The organism is Arthrobacter sp. AFG20, from assembly GCF_002892795.1.
Taxonomy (GTDB): Bacteria; Actinomycetota; Actinomycetes; order Actinomycetales; family Micrococcaceae; genus Arthrobacter.
This window is the reverse complement of the sequence record NZ_PJMC01000010.1, coordinates 12,753-32,693: the sequence shown is the minus strand read 5'-3', so window position 1 is coordinate 32,693 and position 19,941 is coordinate 12,753. Positions and strand designations below refer to the sequence as shown.

General features: G+C 67.1%; 14 protein-coding genes. 6 read left to right on the top strand and 8 right to left on the bottom strand.

Annotated features, from left to right (window positions below; all coding sequences use genetic code 11):
- Positions 1 to 44 precede the first annotated feature (44 nt).
- Entirely contained in the window at positions 45 to 275 is a 231-nt protein-coding gene (locus CXZ05_RS13010; RefSeq protein ID WP_102973025.1) for a zinc-ribbon domain-containing protein, read from the top strand.
- On the opposite strand, the gene cydD is transcribed toward CXZ05_RS13010, so the two are convergent.
- From cydD to CXZ05_RS12995, 3 genes are read right to left on the bottom strand one after another with little or no spacing between them, the layout of a single operon-like run.
- Positions 272 to 3,802 carry a thiol reductant ABC exporter subunit CydD gene (gene cydD / locus CXZ05_RS13005; RefSeq protein ID WP_102973024.1) on the bottom strand — a complete coding sequence of 1,177 codons (3,531 nt, stop codon included), beginning with the start codon at positions 3,800 to 3,802 and terminating at the stop codon, positions 272 to 274. The genes CXZ05_RS13010 and cydD overlap by 4 nt on opposite strands.
- 6 nt (positions 3,803 to 3,808) lie before the next feature.
- On the bottom strand, positions 3,809 to 4,858 hold the full coding sequence (cydB, locus tag CXZ05_RS13000) for a cytochrome d ubiquinol oxidase subunit II (RefSeq protein ID WP_102973023.1): 1,050 nt from the start codon (positions 4,856 to 4,858) through the stop codon (positions 3,809 to 3,811).
- Between the two features lie 34 nt (positions 4,859 to 4,892).
- Positions 4,893 to 6,494: a cytochrome ubiquinol oxidase subunit I gene (locus CXZ05_RS12995; protein ID WP_102973022.1), complete on the bottom strand. Its 1,602-nt coding sequence runs from the start codon at positions 6,492 to 6,494 to the stop codon at positions 4,893 to 4,895.
- 270 nt (positions 6,495 to 6,764) lie between these two features.
- Here CXZ05_RS12995 and CXZ05_RS12990 point away from each other — a divergent pair, with 270 nt between their 5' ends.
- Both CXZ05_RS12990 and CXZ05_RS12985 read left to right on the top strand, forming a co-directional pair.
- A complete protein-coding gene (locus tag CXZ05_RS12990; protein WP_102973021.1) occupies positions 6,765 to 7,151 on the top strand; it encodes a BlaI/MecI/CopY family transcriptional regulator in 387 nt (128 codons plus the stop codon).
- Between the two features lie 6 nt (positions 7,152 to 7,157).
- Positions 7,158 to 8,144, top strand: coding sequence for a M56 family metallopeptidase (locus tag CXZ05_RS12985; protein WP_102973020.1), 987 nt, complete (start codon positions 7,158 to 7,160; stop codon positions 8,142 to 8,144).
- Between the two features lie 49 nt (positions 8,145 to 8,193).
- Here CXZ05_RS12985 and CXZ05_RS12980 read toward each other — a convergent pair whose 3' ends face one another.
- On the bottom strand, positions 8,194 to 10,299 hold the full coding sequence (locus CXZ05_RS12980; RefSeq protein WP_102973019.1) for a type IIA DNA topoisomerase subunit B: 2,106 nt from the start codon (positions 10,297 to 10,299) through the stop codon (positions 8,194 to 8,196).
- A gap of 225 nt (positions 10,300 to 10,524) precedes the next feature.
- Between CXZ05_RS12980 and CXZ05_RS12975 the strand changes: the two genes are divergently transcribed.
- Together CXZ05_RS12975 and CXZ05_RS12970 are read left to right on the top strand one after the other, a co-directional pair.
- Positions 10,525 to 10,746: a hypothetical protein gene (locus CXZ05_RS12975; RefSeq protein WP_102973018.1), complete on the top strand. Its 222-nt coding sequence runs from the start codon at positions 10,525 to 10,527 to the stop codon at positions 10,744 to 10,746.
- 130 nt (positions 10,747 to 10,876) lie between these two features.
- Entirely contained in the window at positions 10,877 to 12,535 is a 1,659-nt protein-coding gene (locus CXZ05_RS12970; protein WP_258006575.1) for an HNH endonuclease, read from the top strand.
- A gap of 140 nt (positions 12,536 to 12,675) precedes the next feature.
- Here CXZ05_RS12970 and CXZ05_RS12965 read toward each other — a convergent pair whose 3' ends face one another.
- The 4 genes from CXZ05_RS12965 to CXZ05_RS12950 form a co-directional block, all read right to left on the bottom strand.
- Positions 12,676 to 13,944 (bottom strand): RNA polymerase sigma factor, encoded by a 1,269-nt coding sequence (locus CXZ05_RS12965; RefSeq protein ID WP_102973017.1) that lies wholly within the window; start codon positions 13,942 to 13,944, stop codon positions 12,676 to 12,678.
- A gap of 282 nt (positions 13,945 to 14,226) precedes the next feature.
- Complete coding sequence (locus tag CXZ05_RS12960) at positions 14,227 to 15,612, bottom strand: DUF4192 domain-containing protein (protein WP_102973016.1); 1,386 nt, start codon at positions 15,610 to 15,612, stop codon at positions 14,227 to 14,229.
- Between the two features lie 178 nt (positions 15,613 to 15,790).
- A complete protein-coding gene (locus CXZ05_RS12955; protein WP_102973015.1) occupies positions 15,791 to 17,131 on the bottom strand; it encodes a nitrate/nitrite transporter in 1,341 nt (446 codons plus the stop codon).
- Between the two features lie 93 nt (positions 17,132 to 17,224).
- Positions 17,225 to 18,163 (bottom strand): proteasome assembly chaperone family protein, encoded by a 939-nt coding sequence (locus CXZ05_RS12950; RefSeq protein ID WP_102973014.1) that lies wholly within the window; start codon positions 18,161 to 18,163, stop codon positions 17,225 to 17,227.
- Between the two features lie 206 nt (positions 18,164 to 18,369).
- Between CXZ05_RS12950 and CXZ05_RS12945 the strand changes: the two genes are divergently transcribed.
- Positions 18,370 to 19,887: a leucyl aminopeptidase gene (locus tag CXZ05_RS12945; RefSeq protein ID WP_102973013.1), complete on the top strand. Its 1,518-nt coding sequence runs from the start codon at positions 18,370 to 18,372 to the stop codon at positions 19,885 to 19,887.
- The last annotated feature ends 54 nt before the right edge of the window (positions 19,888 to 19,941 follow it).

Below are 19,941 nucleotides of genomic sequence, written 5' to 3'. Positions count from 1 at the left end.
ATCGGGCTGGGACAGTTACCCCGGCGTTCCCTGAAAGGCACAGCATGCTTCTACTCTTCGGGTTCAAGACAGTCCAGAAGCTGCTCCCCGGCCGGGCGGCATCCTGCCGGTACTGCGGCGTGTTCATCCACCACCACCTGGAGGAGCGCGCCACGAAGTTCACGCTGTTCTTCATCCCGGTTTTCACGACGTCCCGCTCCTACCGGATCACCTGCTCGAACTGCGGAGCCACGTCGGTGGTCAACGGCCGCCAGAAGCAGGCGCTGGTGGGCTAACCGCGGCCGGACGCCATCACCGCGGAGGCAGCCAACCGGTGTTCGGGGCGAAGGTCCAGGAGCGCATCGCCGGGGCTGATATCGGCCGGATTGTGGGTCACCAGCACCACGGTGCGTGACGCAAGTCCGGCACGCAGGTCCGCAATGAGCGCCCGCCCGGATTCGGCGTCGAGGTGTGCCGTGGGCTCGTCCAGGAGGATCACATCGGCCTGTGTCATGAGCGTGCGCGCCACTGCCAGCCGCTGGCGTTCGCCACCGCTGAGAAACGCCCCGCCCGGGCCAATGCGGGTATCCAGGCCGTCTTCCAGCCGCGCCAGCAGGGGCGTTAGGCCCACCGCCGCGAGCGCTTCGCGCATCGCCTGCTCTGTCTCCGCAGCGGACCCGGTGCCGGACTCCTGCCGCGGGCTGCCGAGCAGCAGGTTCCCGCGGACCGTGGAGTCGAAGAGGTGCGCCTCCTGCGGGCACCACGCCGCGGTGCCCGTCACCGCGATGCGGCCTGCCCGGGCAGGGAGAAAGCCCAGCATCACTGCCAGCAGGGTGGACTTGCCGGCGCCGGACGGTCCGGTCACCGCCAGCCAGCGGCCGGGCTCAGCCACGGCGGACAGGCCACTGAAGACAGTCGCGCCCCCAGGCCACGCGGCCGACAACCCGTCCAGTTCAACGCCCGGCAGCCCAGAGTCCCGGGAGTCGGGCCGGGAGGGCTGCCCGGTGTCTTTACCGTTAGCGCCGGATTCTCCCGGTTGCAGGACGCCCGACTCACCGATGCGGCGCAGGACCGCACGCAGCGCCGGAAACTGCCGGACCGCCGTCGTCATGGCCCCAAAGGGTTCGGCGAGCGCCAGCTGCAGCAGGACCACGACGCCAACAGTGGTCGCCGGAAGGGAACCGGCCAGCACCTGCGGAGCCGCAAGCACGGCGCTGCAGAGGGCGCCCGCGCCGCACGCGGCCACGGTCAGTGCCTGGCCGAGTCCTTCAGCCCAGGCCGAACGCCGTACGGCGGCGGTAGCGTCCCGGTCCAGAGCACGGATGCCGTCGAGAACCGGCTCCTTGGCTCCGTTCGCGTGCAGTTCAGCCCTGGCATCGAGTGCCGCAGCGACCCGCCGGAGAACCCCGGAGCGCAGCCGCTGTTCGGCCTGAGCCGACATCCGGTCGGCGAGCAGGGCCGCGGCGGGCGCGGCCAGCAGGCTTACCAGGGCTGCGGCGAGCACTGCCGGCAGGGCCGCCGGAAGCAGCCAAGCCACCGTACCGGCAGCAGCCCCGGCCACCGCCACGGCGGTAACCGGCGGCAGCACCACCCGCGGGAGCAGGTCCCGGACGGTGTCAACATCCTCGATGACGGCGCCCAGCACGTTGCCGCCCTGCAGCAGCCGGCGCAGGGACAATGCCCGCTGGCTGAGGGACGCCCAGAGTCCGCCGCGGAGCTTCGTCAGGGAGGCAAACACGGCTTCGTGCAGGAGGAGCCGCTCGCAGTAACGCAGAACGGCCCGGCCGATGCCGAAGAACCGGACGCCGACGATGGCCGTCAGGAGGTACATGATGGGCGGCTGCTCACTGGCGCGGAGGATGAGCCAGCCGGACAGCCCCGACAGCGCGACGGCGAAAAGGGCGGCCAGGGCGCCGACGAACCCGGAGGCAGCGAACCGTCCGCGGACGGGCGCGAGCAGCCGCGCAAGCATCCCGGCCACGTGGCCGGAGCCGGGCTGCGCCTCGGCCACCGGGACGCCGGCCGCCGTAGTTCCGGCCTCCACCGAGAAGGCTCGCCCGCCGTCGGGCGACGCAGTGGGAACGGCGGCAGTGGGGTCGGCAGCGCTGGCCGAAGCAGGGGCAGCGGCCGACGTCTTAACCGTGGGCGCAGCAGATGCCGCCGCTCCACTTCCGGACAGCGGCACGATCCGGTCGGCGAGTTCCCTCGTCTGGCGGTCGTGGGCCACCAGGATGACGGTGGCCCGGCCCCGCAGCGACCGGATTGCGTCGTGGACGCGTTCGGCAGATTCCCGGTCGAGGTGCGCGGTGGGCTCGTCCAGGAGCAGTACCGTGGCGCCCGCCTCGATGCGGGCCAGCCCGCGGGCAAGGGCCACGCGGCGCAGCTCGCCCGGGCTCAGTTCGGCAGGATGCTTGTCCGCCAGATGCTCCGCACCCACGGCCGCCAGGCAGCGCAGCACTCCTGCGGCATGTGCTTCGCCGCCAGCGGCTGCACCGGTCGCTGCGGTGCCGTCCGCCAGAGTCCCCGCCGTCAGGTACAGCAGGACTTCACCACGCACGGTGTCCGCCACCATCACCGGGTGCTGCGGCACCCAGGCCACATCCCCCGCCGCGAACCCTTCAACAGTTCCGGAGACCGCGGTGCCGCCCCCGGTTCCGACCGTGCCCGCGAGGACTCCCAGCGCCGTGCTTTTGCCCGCCCCGCTGGGGCCGTCCAGCGCGGTGACCATTCCGGCCGGCGCCGTGAAGCTGAGGGGGCCGACGGCGGGACCCTGCCGTCCCGGATAGCTGACCGCAAGGTCCCGGACTGTGAGTCTGCCCGGGCCCGCCACATCGGCGGCCTCCACACCGGCCGGCCCTGACGAGGACGGATCAGGCACGAGCCGCCGGGGCTCCGGCGCTTCCAGCACCGCCGTAGTTTCGGCAAGGGCGGCCCGGCCGTCGTCGCTCGCGTGGTGCGCGGTCCCCAGCTCACGGAGCGGGAGGTAGCAGTCGGGTGCGAGGATGAGCGCAAGCAGCCCGGCCTCCAGCGCCATGTCGCCGTGGACGAGCCGGACACCGATGAACACCGCCACCACGGCAACGGAGATGGTGGCGATCAGTTCCAGGGCGAGCGCGGAGAGGAACGCGGTCCGCAGGGTCCCCATGGTCCGCTGCCGGTAGTCCTCGGAAATGTCCTCCAGGGCGCGGCGCTGGGCGGCGGCGCGGCCCAGCCCCACCAGCACCGGCAGACCCTTGGCGAGTTCGAGCATGTGCCCGGAGAGCCGGGACAGGGCCGCCTGCGCATCCCGCACCTTGTCCTCCGTGTAGCGGCCGATCAGCACCATGAACACGGGGACCAGGGGCACCGTCAGCACGATCACCACCGCGCTGACCCAGTCGGCGAAAAGGATCCGGGCGCCGAGCAGCAGCGGTATGGCCGCGCAGTTCACCAGCGCGGGGAGATACTGCGTGTAGTAGCTGTCCAGGGCATCCAGGCCGCGCGTCGCAAGCACAGCCAGGCCGCCGTCGGAAGGGCCTGCGGACCGGACGCCGTTGCGCAGAGCCGTCTCCAAGAGCTGCGCGCGCAGTTCCTCCTTGACGCCCAGGGCGGCGCGCCTTGCGGCGACGCCCTGCGCCCAGACCGTCACGGACCGCAGCGCCACGCCGGCTGCGCCCCAGCCCAGCTGGTCAGCCCACGCGGTGTCCTGTGTCATGAGGCCGGCCAGCACAGAGGCGACGGCCTGCCCCAGGAGAACCAGGGACAGGGCCTTTAGGGCAGCCAGCAGGCCCAGCCCGTAAAGGGCGCGGCGGGTGGAGGGTCCTGACGGGAACTGGGGTTTCACTGCGGGTCAGTCTTTCCTGATGAGTGCTTTAGCGGCGACCGCAGGCAGGAAGCTGTGCGCCTCCGGGATGTGGGCAGCGCTGACGCGGCGGCGGAACACCCAGTACGTCCACGCCTGGTAGGCGATCACCAGCGGCAGCCCGACGCACGCCACGATGCTCATCAGACCGAGGGTGTAGTCCGAGGACGAGGCGTTGGCGATGGTGAGGTTGAACGCGGGGTCGATGGTGGACGGGAGGACCACCGGGAACACAGCCCCGAAGATGGAGGCGGAGCCGCCCAGCAGGAACACGCCGATTGCCAGGAAGGCCCGGCCTTCGTTTCCCTTCCGGGCCTGGGCCCAGGCCGCAGCCGCGGCAACCACGGCCACCCCGAGGACAACCAGCGTCCAGGATTCACCGCTGAGGACCTGCACGCCGATGGCCCAGCCCGCCATCGGGAGGAGCAGGACGGGAAGCAGCCGCACAAACCACTGCCGAGCCCGGTGCCGCACGTCGCCGTCGGTCTTCAGTGCCAGGAACGCCAGAGCGTGCAGCAGGGCGAAGCCAGCCACGGCCAGGCCTCCCAGCACGGCGTACCAGCTGAACCATGCGAACGGCCCGCCGTCGCGGTCGCCGTTGGCGTCCAGCGGCAGTCCGGTGGTGGTCAGGCCCAGCGCGGCACCCACGCCGAAGGCGGCCAGGAAGGACCCGACGGCGATCGCCCAGTCCCAGGTGTTCCGCCAGCGGTCGGTGTCCACCTTGCCGCGGTATTCGAACGCGACGGCCCGGAAGATCAGGGCGACGAGGACCAGCAGCAGCGGCAGGTACAGGGCGGAGAACAGGGAGGCGTACCAGAACGGGAAGGCCGCGAAGGTGGCGCCACCGGCGGTGAGAAGCCAGACTTCATTTCCGTCCCAGACCGGCCCGATGGTGTTGAGGAGCACCCGGCGTTCGGTGTTGTTGCGGGCAAAGATTTTCATCAGCATTCCGACGCCCAGGTCGAATCCCTCCAGGAAGAGGTAGCCGGTCCACAGGACGGCGATGGCAATGAACCAGATGGTTGGCAGCAGTTCCATGCTTTGTATCCTCGGGTCTTAGGAGGCTCGGGTGTTAGTAGGCGAAGGCCAGGACGTCGTCGGGGGTCCCGGGCTTGTCCGGTCCGCCGTCGCGGGGTGTGGCATCCTCGTTCTCGTCCACCGGCGCGTGGACCAGTTCGGGCATTGCCGAGGCGACGCCGCCCCGGACGTACTTCACGAGGAGCTTCACCTCCACCACGAGGAGCACCGCGTAGATCAGGGTGAGCACAATGAGGGACGTCAGGATTTCGCCGGCGGAAACCCCTGGTGAAACAGCCGCGGCGGTGAACATGAAGACCTGGTCGATGCCGTTGAGGTCGGGGTTGGGTGCCACGACGAACGGCTGGCGGCCCATTTCCGTGAAGATCCAGCCCGCGGCGTTGGCACCGAAGGGAGCCAGGATGCCGAACACGGCCAGCCGCATCAGCCAGCGCGACTCGGGAACGGTTCCCTTGCGGGTCAGCCAAAGTGCCACCAGGGCGGCGAGGGCAGCGAGGCCGCCGAACCCGATCATGGCCCGGAAGCCCCAGTAGGTGACCTCCATGACCGGCACGTACTCGACCTCCTGGCCGGCCCGGTCACCGTAGATGGGGTTGTCCGGAACGTGCGTGCCGTAGTCCGCCTTGTACTGGTCGATCAGGCTGTTGACGCCCTTGACCTCAGTGGTGAAGTCGCCCTTGGCGAGGTAGGACAGGATTCCCGGCACCTCGATCAGCGCCACGATGTCGTCGCAGTTGCGGGAGCCGACGTTGCCGACGCTCAGGACGGAGAATCCCGTACCGTCGTGGCACGCGGCCTCGGCGGCGGCCATCTTCATGGGCTGCTGTTCGAACATCAGCTTTCCTTGCAGGTCTCCGGTGAGCGCGGTCCCGGCGAAGGAGATCATGGCGACGACGGCGCCGATCCGCAGCGACTTGATCCAGACTGTGTAGTCGGTGCGGTCGCGGCCAGGGATCGCGGCCTCACCGGCGATGACCTTGCCGTCCGCCCCGACGGCGTCGATGCCGTCGCGGCGCCGCCGCCAGAGGTGGTACCAGGCGATGCCCAGCAGGAATCCGCCGGCCACGGCAAGTGCACCAAAGAGCGTGTGCGGCACGGCCACCAGGGCGGTGTTGTTAGTGAAGACGGCCCAGGCGTCGGTCATAACCGGGCGGCCGTCAATCATCGTGACGCCGACTGGGTGCTGCATCCAGCTGTTGGCCACGATGATGAAGTACGCGGAGAAGAAGGAGCCCACCACCGCGATCCAGAGGCACGCGAGGTGGACGCCCTGCTTGAGCTGCTTCCAGCCGAAGATCCACAAACCCAGGAAGGTCGACTCGACGAAGAAGGCGAGGAGTGCCTCAAGGGCCAGCGGGGCGCCGAAGACGTCACCCACAAACCGGCTGTACTCGCTCCAGGCCATGCCGAACTGGAACTCCTGGACGATGCCCGTGGCCACGCCCATGATGAAGTTGATGAGGAAGAGCTTCCCCCAGAACTTGGTCATCCGCAGATAGGCCGGATTCCCGGTGCGGTGCCAGATGGTCTGCATCACGGCGACGACCAGGCCCAGGCCGATTGTCAGCGGCACCATCATGAAGTGGTAGACGGTAGTGATTCCGAATTGCCAGCGTGCGATTTCCAAGGCGTCCAAGGCGGTCCCTACTTACGGTTGGGTCTAGCTCTCCAGCGTTGTTTTCTACGCGACGTAGAACTTCAACTTCTACAGATTGTAGAACACGGGGCGAACACTGTAAACACGGTTGCATGCACATCAGAGGAACGCAATCACCCGCGACGCGCCGAACGTTCTACCTCATGTAGAAACGAGCGGCCAAACACGATAGATTTGAAGTTGCAGTATTGGAATCACGGCACGGGCCGGGCAGCCGGCCCCGGCAGTGCGTTGTCAAAGGATGTACAGATGGCAAGTCTTGGGGAACTCGAACGCGCAGTCATGGACCTGCTCTGGGCGGGCCACGAAGCGGCCACGGCCAACACGCTGCGGGACCTGCTTGCGCAGACCACGGCAGCGCATGGCGGAGCAGCAGGGCATGAGGGCAAGGACCTGGCGGTGACCACCGTACTGACGGTCCTCTCGCGTCTCGAAAAGAAGGGCCTCGTGGAGCGCGAACGCGGCATGCGTCCGCACCGCTACCAGGCTGTGTCCAGCCGCGAAGACCACACCGCCGAACTCATGCACGAAGTGCTGGGATCCGCTCCGGACCGCGAGGCCGTGCTGGCTCGGTTCATCGGATCGGTGACGGAAAGTGAAGCCGAGACGCTGCGCAAACTGCTTGGCCACAGCTAACACCTAATGTTCTGGACCTCATATTTCCTGGCGGTCCTGGCGATAGTACTGGCCTGGCCGGTACCTATCCTTCTTTCGCGCGCCCACTGGCCGGCGCGTGATCCTTTCACGGCCATGGTGCTGTGGCAGGCCATCGGCCTCGCCGGCGGGCTGTCCATGATCGGCGCCATGCTGGTGTACGGCCTCGAACCTGTCGGCGACAACCTCCTGGCGGGCCTGCGCGCACTGGCAGGCATGGTGCTGTTTGCGGCGCCCACCACCGCACTGGGATTCTGGCATCTCTTCGCGCTTTCCGCGGCGGCGCTGCTGACGGCGCACCTCGTCTTCACGCTGCTGCTGACCTATTACAAGATTGAGCGCCAGCGCAGGCGCCACCGCGAGCTGCTGGCCCTCCTGGCGTCGCCGTCCGACGACGGGCCCGGCACGGTGGTCATCAACCACGATTCCCCGGTGGCGTACTGCCTGCCGGGCGGCGCCCGCTCCGTCACGGTCCTCTCCGACGGCCTCATGGCGGCCCTCGAACCGGCGGAACTGCGGGCCGTCCTGATCCACGAAAACGCGCACCTGACCCAGCGCCATCACCTGCTGCTGTGGGCCTTCGCCGCCTGGCGCCAGGCACTGCCGTGGCTCCCCACCACGCGTCTGGCCCAGGAAGCCGTGAACTCCCTGATCGAAATGCTGGCGGACGACGTTGCCCTCAAGACCGAGAGCAAGGTGACGCTGATCAAGGCGATAGCCATCGTCGCCAGCGGCTCGGCGGCACCCCAGGGGGCCGCCGTCGTCGAACCGGCAGGTTTTTCCGGGGCGGGCCTGCAGCTGCCGGACGGTGCCGGCGGCGCCGGCCCGGCGAGTACGACGGCGTCACGCGTCAGCCGCCTTCTCTCACCCCAGCCACCGCTCGCCGGAGGCCTCCGCGCAGCCGTCCTTGCCGGGTGCGCGCTGCTGCTGGCAATGCCGACCGCCCTGCTGATCGTTCCCGGCCTGCTGGGCTGAACCGGCCTGCCGGCTGGGCCGGCGCCGTGCCGGCGCTGGGCGCCGAGCCTCAGGCGTCGATGCGTTCGCGGTCCAGGCTGGAGGCACCGGCGATGATGAAGTCCTTGCGCGGCGCGACGTCCGATCCCATCAGCAGGTCGAAGGTGGCTTCCGCCTGCTGGGCGTTCTCAATGTTCACCTTGCGGAGCATGCGGTGCCGGGGGTCCATGGTGGTCTCCGCCAACTGTTCTGCGTCCATCTCGCCGAGGCCCTTGTAGCGCTGGATCGGTTCCTTGTACTTCCTGCCCTCCGCGGCGAGCTTCGCCAGCAACGTGTGCAGTTCAGCCTCGGAATAGGTGTAGACCATCTCGTTGGCCTTTTGGCCGGCATTGATGACTTCCACCCGGTGCAGAGGCGGGACGGCAGCGAAGACCCGGCCCTCCTCCACCATGGGCCGCATGTAGCGGAAGAACAAGGTGAGCAGCAGTGTGCGGATGTGCGCACCATCGACGTCGGCATCGGTCATCAGGATGACCTTCCCGTAGCGCGCCGCCTCGATCGCGAAGCTGCGTCCGGAACCGGCCCCGACCACCTGGATGAGGGCCGCGCACTCGGCGTTGGAGAGCATATCGCCCACGGAGGCCTTCTGGACATTGAGGATCTTGCCCCGGATCGGCAGCAGTGCCTGGAAGTCGGAGGAGCGCGCCAGCTTGGCCGTACCGAGGGCTGAGTCGCCCTCCACGATGAACAGTTCGGAGCGGGCGACGTCGTCGGTGCGGCAGTCGGCGAGCTTGGTGGGCATCGACGACGTCTCGAGCGCGGTCTTCCGGCGCTGCGTCTCCTTGTGGACGCGCGCGGAGATCCGCGACTTCATCTCGCTGACGATTTTTTCCAGCAGCAGTGCGGACTGGGCCTTGTCGTTGCGGTTGGAGGAGTTGAGCTTGGCCGCTATCTCCTTCTCCACCACCCGGGCCACGATGGCCTTGACCGCCGACGTGCCGAGGATCTCCTTCGTCTGGCCCTCGAACTGCGGCTCGGCGAGCCGCACGGTCAGGACGGCGGTGAGCCCGGCGAAGATGTCGTCCTTCTCGATCTTGTCGTTGCCGGCCTTGAGCTTCCGCGCGTTGGCTTCCACGGTTTTCCGGAACGTCTTCACAAGGGCCTGCTCGAAGCCGGCCTGGTGGGTGCCGCCCTTCGGGGTGGAGATGATGTTCACGAAGCTGCGGACAGTGGTGTCGTACCCGATCCCCCAGCGCAGTGCGACGTCCACTTCGCAGTCGCGTTCCACTTCCGCCATCTTACTGTGACCCTTGTCATCCAACACAGGGACGGTTTCCTTGAACTTGCCTGCACCGTGCAGGCGCCAGACGTCCGTGACCCCGGAGTCCGCGGCGAGGAAATCCACGAACTCGGAGATGCCGCCGTCGTGGTGGAACACTTCCTCGTGCGCCCCCAGTTCACCGGGCGTGCCGGGCAGCTTGCGCTCATCGCGGACGGTGATCTTCAGTCCGGGCACCAGGAAAGAGGTCTGACGGGCCCGTGCCGTGAGTTCCTCGTAGGAGAACCTGGCATCCGGCGTAAAAATCTGGCCGTCTGCCCAGTAGCGGATGCGTGTTCCGGTGACGCCGCGTTTGGCCTTGCCGACGACGTCGAGGACAGAGTCTTCGACGAACGGAGCGAAGGTGGCGGTCGGGTTGGGCCGGCCGTTGTCGTCGAAGCGGCCGGGCTCACCCCGCCGGAAGGACATCCTGTACGTCTTGCCGCCCCGGTCCACCTCGGCGTCGAGACGTGCCGAAAGTGCGTTGACGACGGAGGCGCCCACGCCGTGCAGACCGCCGGAGGCGGTGTAGGAGCCGCCGCCAAACTTGCCGCCCGCGTGCAGCTTGGTGAAGACCACTTCGACGCCGGTGAGGCCGGTCTTTGGTTCGACGTCGACGGGAATGCCGCGGCCGTCGTCGTGGATCTCTACAGAGTTGTCCGCGTGCAGGATGATCCTGATGTCGTGGCCAAAGCCGGCCAGCGCCTCGTCGACGGAGTTGTCGATGATTTCCCAGAGGCAGTGCATGAGGCCCCGGGAGTCCGTGGATCCGATGTACATGCCGGGGCGTTTGCGCACGGCCTCCAGCCCCTCCAGCACCGAAAGGTGGCGGGCGGTGTAATCAGAACTCGGTGCCACAGGTAGTGAACTCCTTTGAGGAACAGGCCGGATCGGCGTTAAAAGGCTCCCTCTAGCCTAGTCCCGCTGCCGCCAAACGACTGACTGCCACTCCCGGCACGAGCCACCGCTCCGGAGGTTCGTTACGCAGACGTGATACGCGGACAGCGAAAGTGACCCATCCTTGCCATGCTTTGTCAGCGAATGCTGGTTATATAGATGTACAGATCTACTAAGGAGGCCGACATGACAACAGCAGTTGCCGACCGCACACTCACCGCAGCTGACCGGTGTGACCGTTGTGGAGCGCAGGCATACGTCCGGGTTGTACTCGAGTCCTCCGGGGGCGAGCTGCTCTTTTGCGCCCACCATTCACGCGCCGTCGAAGCGACCCTTAGGCCGCTCAGCTCCGACTGGCACGATGAGACGGGCCGGCTGCACGAAAAGGCACCGGTTCCGGTCGACTAGACAACAAAGCTCAAAGCCAGGATCCCCGCGCGGGGGTCCTGGCTTTTTCTTTGTCGCCAGTTCCGCTGCGCAAAAATTCTCCAGCTGCCCCAAGCACTTAATTGTCAGTCCCCCTCATCAGACTGTATGTATGGATGGATTTGGGGAACCGGAGCAGGTTCTGGCGGCCGTTGCAGGCGCCGGCACTCTGCTGACTGCCGCGTTCCCTGGCGCCACGGTTCCCCACGCCGACCCGTACAACGGGTTGCCATATGACGATGATCTCGACGCCGCGTTTCCGGCATCGTTTCCTGAGGACCCGTTTCCGGAGTTTCTGTTTGCCGGCCGTCCTTTCGACGAGGACCTCTTTGACGACAGTGCTTATCACGACGGCGTTTTTAGGGACAGCGCATTTGATGACGGCGTTCCCTCCAGCGCCGCTGCTGCCTGGCATGTTGCGGCCGGTACCCTTACAACAACATCAGGTCCGTTTCTCCCGGCAGCAGACCTCAGCGCCGACAATGCCGGGCTGATCGACCAAGTCCGAGCGTACGAGAATGTCAAGTGCTGGGCTTCCGGGCAGCAGGCCCGGCTTTCGGTGGCCTTCGAGGCCAGGCTCCGCCAGGAAACCACCGACCGGCCGCCATTGGCCGCGGAGGACCTGGGCAAGGACCGCGGCAAAGACCGGGGCCTGGGCGCGGCCGAGCAGATCGCGCTGGCGCGGGGCGAGTCCCCAAATCGCGGGCATCGGCTCCTCGGCACCGCCAAAGCCCTGGTGCAGATGCCCCATACCCTGGCCGCGCTGGACAGCGGGCAGCTGAACGAAGAACGCGTCATGCACGTAGTTAAAGAGACTGACTGTCTGAGCCCGAGCGACCGGACTGCCGTTGATGAGGAACTCGCCGCCGACACCGGAACCTTCAAAGGCGCCGGGACCCGCACCGTCATCGCCGCGGTTAGGGCCGCCGCCACCTGCAGGGACCCCCGGTCCGTCGCCCAACGGGCCAGCCATGCCGCCTCGGGGCGCAGGGTAAGCCTTCGCCCGGCCCCGGACTGCATGACCTATTTCACGGCGCTGCTGCCCGTTCAGCAGGGCGTCGCGGTGTACGCGGCACTGACCCGGAACGCCGACTCCCTCCACGCCGCCGGAGACCCGCGCTCCCGCGACCAGATCAAGGCCGACACCCTGGTCGAGTCGATCACCGGCACCCCCGGCGGCATCACCGGCATCGAGCTCAACCTCGTCATGACCGACCGAACCCTCTTCCAGGGCGACAGCGAACCCGCCCGGATTCCTGGTTACGGCATCGTCCCCGCCGACTGGGCGCGCAACCTCCTCACGCAAGGGCAAGGAGAACCGGATCGCCTCCAGCCAACCGTGGCCGGTTCGGCACCGGTCGACTCAACCGCTGTGAAGGAACTCAAGACCTGGATCCGGCGGCTCTACACCGCACCCGGGACCGGCGACCTCGTCGCCCTGGACTCGCGAAGGCGCCACTTCCCCGCGCCGCTGCGCCGCTTCATCCAAATCCGCGACGACACCTGCCGCACCCCCTACTGCGACGCCCCCATCCGCCACCACGACCACATCATCCCCTGGCACAACGACGGCCCCACGTCGCTGAGCAATGGCGCGGGACTGTGCGAGGCGTGCAACCACACCAAAGAACTCCCCGACTGGAAAGCAAAACCCAGACCAGGGCCGCGCCACACCATCGAACTCACCACACCCACCGGCCGCACATACCACTCCATGGCGCCGCCGTTGCCCGGTGGCGGACTATCGGGACCCGGTCGGGGTGGAAACTAATCGAATGCCGCCATGCCGTGTGGGCAGCCAAACGTGCACGTGCACGTTGTTGATGTCGTAACGGTACGACAAAGGCCAGGCTTGCCGCCGATTTCCGACGAAGGCCTGGCCTTTGTTCGTGTGTACTAGCCCAGCGTTTCCTAGTCCAGGTAGTCCCGCAGGACCTGCGACCGGGACGGGTGGCGGAGCTTGGACATCGTCTTGGATTCGATCTGGCGGATGCGCTCACGGGTAACGCCGTAGACCTTGCCGATTTCGTCTAAAGTCTTCGGCTGGCCATCCGTGAGGCCGAACCGCATGGCAACAACACCGGCTTCGCGCTCGGACAGGGTGTCCAGCACGGAGTGCAGCTGTTCCTGCAGGAGGGTGAAGCTCACGGCGTCGGCCGGCACCACGGCTTCGGAGTCCTCGATCAGGTCACCGAACTCGGAGTCGCCGTCCTCGCCAAGCGGGGTGTGCAGCGAAATGGGCTCGCGGCCGTACTTCTGGACCTCGACGACCTTCTCGGGGGTCATGTCGAGCTCGAGCGCCAGCTCCTCGGGCGTGGGTTCACGGCCCAGGTCCTGCAGCATCTGGCGCTGGACACGGGCCAGCTTGTTGATGACTTCCACCATGTGCACCGGGATACGGATGGTGCGGGCCTGGTCCGCCATGGCACGGGTGATGGCCTGGCGAATCCACCAGGTGGCGTAGGTGGAGAACTTGAAGCCCTTGGTGTAGTCGAACTTCTCGACGGCACGGATGAGGCCAAGATTGCCTTCCTGGATGAGGTCCAGGAACAGCATGCCGCGACCGGTGTAGCGCTTGGCCAGCGACACCACGAGGCGGAGGTTGGCCTCGAGCAGGTGGTTCTTGGCGCGCTTGCCGTCATGGATGATGAACTCAAGCTCGCGCTTGTACTTCGGATCCATGGAGCCGTCGTCGGCGGCAATCTTCTCTTCGGCGAACAGGCCGGCCTCAATGCGGAGCGCGAGGTCAACTTCCTGTTCGGCGTTGAGGAGGGCTACCTTACCGATCTGCTTAAGGTAATCCTTGACAGGGTCGGCAGTGGCGCCGGCCGACATGACCTGCTGGACAGGTGCGTCGTCGTCATCGGCGTCAGAGTAAACGAATCCCGAACCGGTAGGCGCTGCGGCTTCCTTGCCGGCCTCGTCGGGTTCATCGACCAGATCAGCGGTGTCGGGCTGCGCTTCGTCGAGGTCCTCCTCGACTTCCGTGTCGTCATCGGTTGAGCGGCTTCCGGCAGCTTCGGCCGCAGCCTTGGCTCCGGGCTTGGGTCCGCGCTTCTTGGGCTCGGGCTTCCCAGCGGCACGGGTGGCGGCACGCTTGGCGCTGGATGCCGCCGGCTTCTCCTCGGCAGTTTCAACGGCCAGGGCGGCGGGTTCCTTCTTCGCGGAAGACGGGGTCACAGAAAACCTTTCTAGCGGCGGTCTGTGGAGTCACCTTCGGGCAACACCACTATGACCCTGTCAAGTCCGTGATTGACATCAGCTGCAACCGACCGACAGGGCCACTAAGTAGAACTGCCGGGGCGGCCGCAATGTTCCCGAATGGGACCCACTGCAAGCATTGATTCACGGACCCAACCGGGTCTCGGCCTCCATTGTCTCACGATTTTCCGCACCGGGGGCCGACCGGGCCGTAATACACCCTGCCGAGGGGGCATGTCGGCGTCAGCAGGCCCCCTTGCTCTAGGCAGCGTCCGATCCGAATTTCTGCCATGCGGCTTCACGGCGCCCCGCCCACCCGCAGATCGTTCCACGCCGGACCACCTCGGACAGCAGCTCGGCCAACCGGTATCCCGGGCTGGCTTCCAGAGCACGGGTCAATGATGCGTGCGCGAAGGAACCCCTCCCCCGGCACCATTCGATCCAACCTGCGGCCGTTAGTACTGCGGCCTGCGCCTCACCCCCTCCGCACGAGAGCCCCACCATCAGGACCTCCAAACGATTCAGCGTGTCCCAGTCCGGCACCGGCGGACTTAGGCCTAACAGGACTTCGCCATAGCCGGGGAGGGCGTCCGGGCCGCCGCAGGAGACCGGCGGCTGGTCGGGCTTGTTTGGTGCCTGCCCTTGTTCAGTACAGCTTGGAAGCACTTGCGGTTCCGGCACGGGCGGACAGGACACGGGCAATCCCTCCCCCGCCGAGAAAATCCCAAAGGCTTCAGCCCCTGCGGCCGCTGCGGCGCGCCCCGCGGCCGCCATGACCAGGACGGCGTCGCGCCAGGCCGGAACACGGAGGGACGCGCGCAGGAAGCCGGCGAGTTCCGGTTCAAGCCCGCCGCCGGGAACGCCTGAGAGTGGACGGGCCGCAATCAGCGCCGATCCCCCGTGGACGCCTCCCCCCGGAACGGCTTCAGGCGAAACCGCTTCCAGCGCAGCTGCCCAGGCATCGAGGACCGCGTCGAATTGCGCCCGAAGAGTCCCCTTACCAGCCAAGGCCAGAGTCCACTCGCGTTCAGCTGCCATGACAGCCGCATCCTCCGCTGCCGGAGTGTCAGCGACGCCGGGCGAAGGAGTACTGGGAGGCGCGCCGACGCTGCTGCCCAGATACACCATTTCGGCATTGAGCCTGCTGTCCCGGATCTCGGCAATGGGCCGGCCTGGTGGCGGGCAGCAGCTGCTGTCGGTGCAGTAGACGTTGCCCCAGTACTCGTCGCCGACGCGCCAGGCATCCCGCACCGGCATGCCGGCCAGGCCGAGCGCGCATTCCAGATCGGCAAGTAAGGGCCGAAAGGACCACACCGCCGCACCTTCCTTGCCGTCGTCGCAACGGCCGTCGTCGTACAGGCCGTAGTCGTCAAGGCTGTCGCCAAAACCGCCGTCGGCAAAGAAGACCAGCAGTGTGCCGTCGGCTTCCGTGTCCGCCAGAAGGTACTCCGCCACAGTCCTGGCGAATGCCTCCCGGCCGCGGCGTCCGCCGCCCTCCGGGAGGTCGACCCGAAGCGTCGCTCCGAGGCGCTTGCCCTGCATGGTCATGGCCACGAGGCTCTGCGAGGGCCAATACCCCAGGCTGTGCGGGATGTAGCCAAGAATGTCTTCGGGTCCGCTGATAGTGAGATGCTCCGGTGCTGTCATGGAAACAGCTTCCGCTGGCGGTTACCGCCGGCGCGACAGGGAGTTCTTGCATGTGGACACTGAGCTATGTGGACTTTGACGCTATGTGGATAACGGCGCCTGTTGAGGAGCAGTGGCCCCACCAGTAGTCCTGTGGCCCTCCCGGGCAACAGCCCCGCCACCCGTGGCGATAACCCCTCTAGTCGCGGGAAGGAGTCTTGCGGCGGGCGATCCGTGCCCTGCGCTGCTGGGCCATTGCCTGCAACAGCGGGGGCACCACCACGCCCTGGGCCGCCATCTGCCGACGGACCTTGCGGCGGACCACCAGCATGGCGACGGAGCCGACGCCGAGGATCAGGAAGTGAACGCAGAGCGCGATGCGGAACGGCTCCAGGCCATAGAGCTCCCCACGGGAAAAGCCCGTGGAGTTAAGGATGTCCAGCACGGCGCCGATCAGGTAGATGGCCATGAGCGCTGCAAAGAAGCCGCCGACGTTGACGATGCCCGTGGCGGTGCCGATCCGGTGCGCCGGGTTGAAGGTGCGCGCGAAGTCGAAGCCGATCATTGAGCCCGGGCCGCCGATGGCCAGCACCACGATAAGGAGCGCCAACAGCCACAGCGGTGAGCGGCCGGGATACAGCAGCACGGCCGCCCAGGCTGCCGCGGTGGCAGCGACGAGGAGGAGGACCATGGTGGAGCGACGGAGGGGATGCCGCGCAACAAAGCGTCCGATCAGCGGCCCGGCCCCGATGGCACCGGCCACGTAGAGGGACATGAGCGAGGCGACGGTGCCGGCGTCGAGCCCCTGCGCCGAAATGAGGAACGGGTAACCCCAGGTCATCGCGAACACAGTGCCGCTGAACTGGATGGTGAAGTGGCTCCACATCCCCAGCCGCGTCCCCGGCTGCTTCCACGCACGCGACAGGGAAACGCCCGTGGCGCGCAGCCCCTTGGCCGCGTCCCGCTTGGGCGTGCCGGGCGGCACGTCCTGCAGCATCAGAACCACCAGCACGACGGCGACACCGGAGAATCCCGCCAGCGCAAGGAACGCCGGGGTCCAGCCAGCTCTGTGCAGGATGAAGGCGAACGGCACCACGCTCAGCAGCTGGCCGAGCTGTCCGGACATGCCGGTCAGCTGGGTCAGCAGCGGAACCCGGGCGGGCGCGAACCACAGCGGAATCAGCCGGATGACGGAGATGAAGGTCATGGCGTCGCCGGCACCCACGAGCACGCGGCCCAGCACACCTGCGGGGACGCTGTCCGCAAATGCCAGCTGCAGCTGGCCGAGGCCCATCAGCAGGGCGCCCCCGGCAATCATGGCCCGGGAACCGAACCTGTCCACCAGCACGCCCACCGGGATCTGAAGTCCGGCGTACACCAGCAGCTGCAGCACGGTGAAAAAGGAGATGGCCGAGGCACTGGCATGGAACCTCTCGGTGGCCTCCAGTCCGACCACACCAAACGACGTACGCTGCGTCACAGCCACAAGGTACGAGAAGATGCCGATGGACCAGATGAGCCAGGCGCGGGGTGCAGTCACCCTTTTATTATCCTCAGCGCGAACAAAAATACTATTTAATTTGCCCGGTTTTGCCCTAGCAGTGACAAGTCTTATGCCTCCCAGTGACGGGGCTTACGGCGCGGGATTCTCCCGGGCGAGATAGGCCTCCACAGCGGCGCCCAGTGCATCGCCATCGGGCAGTTCATCGTTCTCGTTGGCGAGCAGGGACCGGCGCACCGTGCCCTCGGCCTTTTCGTCGTAGCGGGCCTCGAGCCGGGCCACCACCTGCTGGACCTCCTCCGAGGCCTCGATCTGCTCAGCAATCTGCCGGCCCACTTCACGGCCCGACTCGCGGAGCCGGTCGGTCGGCAGCATCAGCGAGGTGGCGGCCCCCAGGTACTCCAGGCCCGCCACTGCCGCCGTGGGGTATTCGGCTTCGGCGAGGTAGTGAGGCACGTGGATCACGTACCCGGCAACATTGCGGCCGGCGTCGGTCAGGCGAAGTTCCAGGACATGCCCGACGGCGGCCGGCACTTCCACGGTCGGCTTCCAGGAGGAGATGCCTTCAATGAGTTCAGGCCGGTTGCCGTGCACAGTCACCCCGACCGGACGGGTGTGGGGCACAGGCATGGGAATCGAGTGGATCCAGGTCACCAGATTCACGTCCAGGGCCTCGACGATCTGCACCACGGCACGGGCGAAACGCTCCCACTGGAGGTCCGGCTCGAACCCGGCGAGGAACAGGAAGGGCTTGCCCAGCCCGTCAACCAGCCTGTACAGGGCCAGTGTGGGCGGCTGGTAGTCCTGCAGATGGTCCTCGACAAAGCTCACATGCGGGCGCCGGGACCGGTAATCCATCAGCTGGTCGGCGTCGAACACGGCCACACGCTCGGAGTCGAGTGTGTCCAGCAGTTCGTCCGTGATCTGCCGGACCAAGTGGCCGGCATCGGCGAAACCGGTGAAACCCATCACCAGGTTCAGCCCGCGGAGCTCAGGGTTATGGAACAGCCCAATGTTCTTGGCATAGAGCGCGTCGGGGTCCAGCAGCGAGCCGGAAATCCTTTCAAACACGGCGAGTTCCTTTCGTGGTCAGGGAGTTAATCTGCATAACGCCCGGCAGAGCGGCGTCATTCCTCGGCGCGCTGTGGCGCGGGTCTCAACCGGCCCGGCTCCCGGGCGCTTCCCCGCAGTCGCGGAACGAGAGACTACGATCGGAATTGGCTCTTTTGCCTGCGCTCCCTGCCGGAACAATCACAGAGAATTGAGGACCGATCCTCGTGGTCAAGAATACTGAAGTCAACCTTAGTGCCATTGCAAGGGACCTGAAGAAGGCGGCAAGCGACGCAGTGGTCATCGGCGTCGGACAGGGCACGGACGGCCCGTTCCTGCTGGAAAACCCGTTGACTGCGAAGTCCGTCGAGGCACTGGCCGACTCCTTGAAGGTCCTCGGCATCACGGGCGCTCCGGACCAGGCCGTCCGCCTTCCCGGCCTTCCGGAAACGGGCTCCGGAATCCTGGTCCTGGCAGGCGTCGGCAAGGTCGACGCCGGAGGAAGGGTCTCGGGCGAGGCGTTGCGCCGGGCCGCCGGCTCCGCAGTCCGCCAGCTTGCCGGCCTGTCCTCGGTCACGCTGGCCTTCCCGACGGCGACTATCGCCGACGTTGCCGCCGTCGCCGAGGGTGCCGCGCTGGGCGCGTACTCCTTCACCGAGTTCCGTTCGTCCAAGGACGGCCTCAAGGACCCCGTGGCCGACGTCGCGATCTTCACTGAACTGGCCGGCGACAAGGACCTGAACTCGGCTCTTGACCGCGCGCGCCTGCTGGGCAGGGCCGTCAACGCCACCCGCTCGCTCGTGAACCAGCCGCCGAGCCACCTCTACCCCGAGTCGTTTGCCGACGCCGCCAGGGACCTGGCCAAGGGGCTGCCCGTCAAGGTCACGGTGTGGGACGAAAAGCGCCTGGAGAAGGAAGGCTTCGGCGGCATCATGGGCGTCGGCAAGGGCTCCGCCCGGCAGCCCCGGCTCGTCAAGGTGGAGTACTCCCCCGCCAAGGCCACGCGGAAAATCGCACTCGTCGGCAAGGGCATCACCTTCGACACCGGCGGCATTTCCATCAAGCCGGCCCTAGGCATGGGTGACATGAAGAGCGACATGGCGGGAGCCGCCGTCGTGCTTAACACGGTGCTGGCAATCGCGGGCCTGGGGCTGCCCGTCAAGGCAACCGCCTGGCTGTGCATTGCCGAGAACATGCCTTCCGGCGCCGCCTCGCGTCCCGCCGACGTGCTGACCATGTTCGGCGGCAAGACGGTGGAAGTGCTGAACACCGACGCCGAAGGCCGGCTGGTCATGGCCGACGGCATCGTCGCGGCAAGCCAGGAGTACCCGGACGCCATCATCGACGTTGCCACCCTGACCGGCGCCCAGCTGATCGCGCTCGGGAACCGCACCGCCGGCATCATGGGCGCGGACAGCGTGACCGGCCCGTTGAAGGCGGCCGCGGACCGGGCCGGCGAGCTCGTGTGGCCCATGCCCCTGCCGGACGAGCTGCGGCCCAGCCTGGATTCCCAGGTGGCGGACCTCGCCAACATCGGTGAGCGCCACGGCGGCATGATGACGGCGGCCGTGTTCCTGCGCGAGTTCGTGGGCAAGGACAAGGGCGGCCAGACCATCCCCTGGGCGCACATCGACATTGCCGGACCGTCGTTCAACAACGGGGCGCCTTACGGTTATACGCCGAAGCAGGGCACCGGCTGCACTGTTCGCACGCTGGTGGCCTATGTCGAGGATCTCCTGGCCTAGGCCTATCGCCCACACAGGCCGGTGCGCCGCGGCTGTGTGGCAGCGTGATCCGCT

Coding starts and splice junctions, on each gene's coding strand:
- CXZ05_RS12970 (WP_258006575.1), top strand. CDS start 10,877: ATGGATGGATTTGGGGAACCGGAGCAGGTTCTGGCGGCCGTTGCAGGC.
- CXZ05_RS12985 (WP_102973020.1), top strand. CDS start 7,158: ATGTTCTGGACCTCATATTTCCTGGCGGTCCTGGCGATAGTACTGGCC.
- CXZ05_RS12960 (WP_102973016.1), bottom strand. CDS start 15,612: ATGACAGCACCGGAGCATCTCACTATCAGCGGACCCGAAGACATTCTT.
- CXZ05_RS12975 (WP_102973018.1), top strand. CDS start 10,525: ATGACAACAGCAGTTGCCGACCGCACACTCACCGCAGCTGACCGGTGT.
- cydB (WP_102973023.1), bottom strand. CDS start 4,858: ATGGAACTGCTGCCAACCATCTGGTTCATTGCCATCGCCGTCCTGTGG.
- CXZ05_RS13010 (WP_102973025.1), top strand. CDS start 45: ATGCTTCTACTCTTCGGGTTCAAGACAGTCCAGAAGCTGCTCCCCGGC.
- CXZ05_RS12990 (WP_102973021.1), top strand. CDS start 6,765: ATGGCAAGTCTTGGGGAACTCGAACGCGCAGTCATGGACCTGCTCTGG.